General features: G+C 61.3%; 6 protein-coding genes. All 6 read right to left on the bottom strand.

Annotated elements, in window-relative coordinates:
• Positions 1–773: SDR family oxidoreductase (locus tag VZ95_RS03690; protein WP_045774678.1), on the bottom strand; the 773-nt coding region annotated here is incomplete at its 3' end.
• A 60-nt stretch (positions 774–833) separates the two neighbouring features.
• Entirely contained in the window at positions 834–1952 is a 1119-nt protein-coding gene (locus VZ95_RS03685; RefSeq protein ID WP_232302464.1) for a DegT/DnrJ/EryC1/StrS family aminotransferase, read from the bottom strand.
• Positions 1953–2981 carry an alpha-ketoacid dehydrogenase subunit beta gene (locus VZ95_RS03680; protein WP_232302463.1) on the bottom strand — a complete coding sequence of 343 codons (1029 nt, stop codon included), beginning with the start codon at positions 2979–2981 and terminating at the stop codon, positions 1953–1955. It abuts the gene before it with no gap.
• 99 nt (positions 2982–3080) lie between these two features.
• On the bottom strand, positions 3081–3968 hold the full coding sequence (locus tag VZ95_RS03675; RefSeq protein ID WP_156995023.1) for a thiamine pyrophosphate-dependent dehydrogenase E1 component subunit alpha: 888 nt from the start codon (positions 3966–3968) through the stop codon (positions 3081–3083).
• A gap of 40 nt (positions 3969–4008) precedes the next feature.
• Entirely contained in the window at positions 4009–4887 is an 879-nt protein-coding gene (locus tag VZ95_RS03670; RefSeq protein ID WP_232302462.1) for a GHMP family kinase ATP-binding protein, read from the bottom strand.
• A gap of 184 nt (positions 4888–5071) precedes the next feature.
• Positions 5072–5284 (bottom strand): sugar transferase (locus VZ95_RS03665; RefSeq protein WP_045774675.1); only part of this gene is annotated, 213 nt, incomplete at its 5' end.

Genomic DNA, 5284 nt, shown 5'->3' with positions numbered 1-5284 from the left:
TGATCGGGAAGCTGGGCCTGGATGCGCTCGCATAACTCCCATTTCGACAGATTGGCGTCCGACAGGCCAAGATTATAGGGCCGGTCGCGCATGGTCTCGAACTGCGCGATTCCATGCAGGAAGGCCCGGGCTACGTCACGAATATGGATGAAGTTCCGCTTGAAGTGCGGCTCGAACAGAATGATCGCCCGGTCGTAAAGCGCGCGATAGACGAAATCGTTGACGAGCAGGTCAATCCGCATGCGCGGAGACATGCCGAAGACGGTCGCAAGGCGAAAGCTAATGGCATTGCCCCGGTCGAGAACGGCGGCTTCCGCCGCGACCTTGCTGCGCCCATAGAGCGACAGGGGCTTCAGCGGCGATTCTTCCGTGCAGAACTGCCCCTGCTCGCCCACGCCATAGCCCGAATTAGTGACCGGCATCAAAACCCGCTGCTGGGGCGACAGCAGATCCAGCAGCGTGCGGACGGCATCGAAATTGGTGCTCTGGGCGGCGATACGGTCGGCATCGCACATCGGCGCACCAACAAGCGCCGCCAGGGGAATGACGATATCCGCCTTAGCCACCAGCGGGCGCAGGACCGCCGCGTCCCGGGCATCGCCGCGCACCACGTCGAACGCCGGATCGGCACAGACCGCCGCCAAGGAATTCTGCTTGAACAGGAAGTTGTCCAGCACCGTCACTTGGTGCCCGGCGGCCAGCAGGGCCGGAACCATGACCGCGCCCAGATACCCCGCGCCGCCCGTTAGGAGAATAGAGTAAGTCTCGGTCATCAAAACACCTTCAGCGGCAAACAGTGTCGAGCACGTCGCGCAAACGTTCGATCTGCGGGGTTAGGTCGAAGGGGTGATTGCCGACGAAAAACCCATAGTCATGGGCCAGATTGGCATTCTCGATTCCGCCGACGATGTCGTGATCGAAATATTGAATGACATCGTGGCGCAGGAAGCAACCGCCGGTGATAATGCGATAGCCGATGTCGCGTCCGCCAGGGCAGCGAAGACTTTACGCCGATCCAACTTAGCGGCGGGATTGAGAATGATCGTGAAGCTAAAGCTGGAGCTTTTGCCATTCTCCCGCTGGATAATGAACCGCTCATCCCCCGCAAAAAGCGACTGGAAGAGCGCAAGATTGCGGCGGCGGGCAGCCGTCATAGCGGGTAGTTTCTTTAGCTGCTCCAAACCGACTGCCCCCGACATTTCCAGCGGGCGCACGTTATAGCCCGGCAGAATGAAGCGATAGGCCTCGAAATGATCCTCTGACCGGCGCTGATAGATGGGGCTATCGGTTGGCAAATCGCGGGTCCAGCCGTGGGCGCGCAACGACCGGCTGAGATGGGCAAGCTCGGTATCGTCCGTCAGGAGCATCCCGCCTTCCATCGTCGAGATATGGTGGGAGAAAAAGAAACTGAAGCTATTGAGATCGCCGAAGGTGCCCGTCTTACGGCCCGCCACCTCGGCATCCATCGACTCGCAATTGTCTTCGAAGACATAGAGACCATGCGCATCGGCGAACGCCCGGATCACGTCGAGCGCCGCCGGATTGCCGAGAATGGAGACCGGCAGAATGGCGCGGGTGCGCGGCGTCAGCGCGGCTTCCAGCTTCGAGACGTCCATATTGAGTGTCTCAAGCTCAACATCGACGAAGCGCAAGCGCAGGCCGTACTGCTGGAGGGGATGATAGGTCGTCGCCCAGGAAATCGCGGGCACGATCACCTCATCGCCGCGCTGCAACGGCCGGTCCTGCCGATGGCAGAGCGCCGCAATCCCCACCAGATTGGCAGAGGAGCCAGAATTGACCATCACCGCATGCCGCATGCCGAAATACTCGGCAAACGCCTGCTCGAAGGCCGCAACCTGTGCGCCCATCGTAAAGCGACCCGAGTCAATCACCCGCTGGAGGGCATCGACTTCTTCTTGGCCCCAGCTTGGGGCGGCAAGTTCGTAAAACATCTAGAACGGCCCCTTAAAAACCTGCTGATAAGCTAGCTGCGCTTGCACCGGATCCGGCTCCCAGGCGGGATCGCCCCCAAGCATGCGATAGGCTGCCTGCGCAATATTGGTTGGATTGGGGTAGAAGGCCGCTTCCAGCACCGGCGTCGTCGGGCAGGTCGTTGGCGCAAAACCGAGACGGCGCAGGACCAACGGTCCATCCCCCCCCAAATGCTCGGCGGCCTGGGCCACGATTTCCGCCCCCGCCCCGGCTGAGACCCAGGCGTTATCGACCACCAGCAACCGCCGGGTGCGATGAACTGACGCCAGGATCGTCGCCATGTCGAGCGGCACGAGACTCACCGGATCGATCAGATCGACCGAGACACCAAGATCGCTGAGCAGGCTTGCCGCCCGCACGCATTCCATCGCCATATTGGAAATGCCGACAATGGTAATATCGTCGCCACGCAGCATCTGCCGGGCTTGGCCGAAAGGAACGGTAAAGGGCGCTTCCGGCACCAGGGCCTCGGTCGAGTACAGCAGCCGGTGTTCCATGAAGATGACGGGATTATCGTCGCGGATCGCGGCAATCAGGCAGCCCTTGGCATCATAGGCATTGGACGGCGCGACCACCTTTAGGCCGGGCACATGCATGAACATCGCGTGCAACCCTTGGGAATGCTGTGCCCCCTGCCCCCAGGATTTCCCGATCATCGAGCGCACCACCATCGGCACCTTTACCGACCCGCCGTACATGTAATGGGCCTTGGCCGCCATATTGACGAGTTGGTTCATGCACAGCATGAGAAAATCCATGCGGATATGAACATGGATGGGCCGCATACCCGCCATCGCCGCGCCGATTGCAACCCCCGTCATCGCATCTTCCGACAGCGGCGTGGTGAAGCAGCGGTCCGCGCCGAATTCCTCCAGCAGCCCCTGGGTCGAGCCCTGGATCGCCCTATGGTCATCGACATCGAGACCGAAGACGAAAACCTCGGGGTCGCGCCGCATCTCCTGCGCCACTGCCTCGCGCAGCGCGTCCACATAACGCAAGCTCCTCCGTTGGAGATCAGGCGAAGACATGATGGTAGAGTTCCTCAAGCGCGGGAAATGGGCTTTCTTCGGCATAGCGGACGGCGGCGTCTATCTCCACCGCGATGTCGGCGTCGATCGACTGCGCGCCGCATCGGGCAGCAGCGCGGCGAGACGGGCCACTTGATCCTTGTCCTGCCAAGCCTCCAGATCGGCGCGGGCACGATAGCCTGCGGCGTAATCTTCGGCGGGGCCAACATGCTCGCGCCAGCGATAGGTATGACACTCCAAAAACGCGGGGCCGGACCCGGCACGGATGCCGTCGATCAGCGCGGCGGCGGCAGCGCGGATTTCGAAAACATCCCCCGACACGATACGACGGGCGGGCATGCCGAAGGTCGCCACTCGCTCCGTCAATTGATCCGCCGCCCAGCGACGCGTCAGGGGTTCATGGATCGCCAGGAAATTATTCTCGCAGACGAAGAGAATTGGCAGTTTATGCAATGCTGCGAAATTCAGCGTCTCGTAAACGCCGCCTTCCTCGCTGGCGCCATCGCCATAAAACACCACGACCACCTGCCCGCGCCCGCGCCGTTTGAGCGCAAGGGAATAGCCGGCCGCCACCGGCACATTGGAGCCGACCACGGCAGAGCAGCCAAGAATCCCTTGCTCCAGCCCGACAAGATGCATGGAGCCACCCTTACCCCGCGCACACCCGCCGACCTTGCCGAACATCTCGGCCAGCATGGCCGGTAAATCGCCACCCTTGGCGAGATAGGTCGCGTGGCCGCGATAGGTGCCGGACACGACATCATCCGCCCGCAACGCATCGCAAATGCCCACCGCAACAGCTTCTTGACCGATGGACAGATGGATCGGGCTTTTGATCTTGTCGGTCGGGTAGATGTCCGCCACCCGCTCCTCAACGCGGCGAATCCGGGCAAGGCCCCGGTAAAGCCGAGCAATCGTTTCCTGGTCGTTCACATCCGCCGTGCCCATGCCCGCCCATCCTTCAACCCTGAGAATCGCCCGCCCGTGATTACGGTAGAATTACGCTTCCCGCCGCATCAATCCCAACCGCAACGCTGCGCAGCCGGGAGAGGCGGTCCGCCAGCGCCTGACGCCGCGCGGGATCGATGAAAAAAACCATGAAGCCGCCGTTGCCCGCCCCGAGCAGTTTCCCGCCGCTTGCGCCGCCTGCGATAGCCTCCGCATAAATTTCGTCGATGACGGAATTGGAAACTTCCGAGGCCAATTGCCGCTTCAGCATCCAGGAATGATGCAGCAGCTCGCCAAGACGATGCACCGGGAGATGATCGTCCGCAAGCCAGGCCGCCGCCTCATCCACCAGGGCGGCAATCCCATGCAACTGCGCCTCGCGCCGGTCGATATTCTCGATCTGCCGTCCCGCGATCTCCGAGGCGATGCGGAACAAGCCGGTTGAAACCATCAGCAGCGACGCGCAAAGCTCTTCCCGACGGGCGAGGCTGAGCGACAGGGGGATCACCTCGAAATCGCCCGAGGGATGAAAGCGAATATGGTTGAGCCCGCCATAGGCAGCCCAAACTTGATCCTGGCTGCCAACATTCTCCCGAATGACCTGCTGCTCGATCCGAATTGCCTCTTGGGCCAGCCAGCGCTTGTTTGGGCGCTCCCCGGCCAGTGCCCGCACCGCATGGAGCAAACCGACGACGAAAGAGGAGCTGGAACCCAGGCCCGACCGCGCCGGCAGATCGGATTCATGCACCATATCCAGCCCCGGTGGCACGGCCTCTTCCGCATAGACCGCCCGCACGGCGGGGTGTTGGATGGCAGCGATCGTTTCAACCTGTTCCCGGCGGGCGTAGCTTATGCGATACCCAGTCGCGGCATCTTGCGTCGGCGCAAGGCGCACATAGCAATATTTATCGATAGCCATGCCCAGAACCGCCCCACCGTGGCGCTGGCTCCAGCGCGGATAATCGGTGCCCCCCCCGAATATCGATATCCGAAAGGGCGTCCTGCTCACCACCATTCCGCACCCTCTCCTCTTCCGCATGTCCGCGGTTCGTTCGGGTACGCTGCCCGTGGAACAAGATGCACAAAAAAACTACCGCCGCCCTTCATACGGCACCCTTTCTGGCGAAAACAACGGGAATTGTCTTCGCCAGGATGGCAATATCGTGCCACAAGGTCCAATTCTTCACATACCAAGTATCAAACATAACTCGCTGAGCATAAGATGTATCGCTTCTGCCGCTAACTTGCCAAAGGCCGGTTATACCTGGTCGGGCCTCCAAATAAAACATCACATCCCGCCCGTAATACGGCAGTTC

Source organism: Elstera litoralis, assembly GCF_000963705.1.
In the GTDB taxonomy this organism is placed as follows: domain Bacteria; phylum Pseudomonadota; class Alphaproteobacteria; order Elsterales; family Elsteraceae; genus Elstera; species Elstera litoralis.
This window is presented reverse-complemented; position numbering and strand designations above follow the sequence as displayed.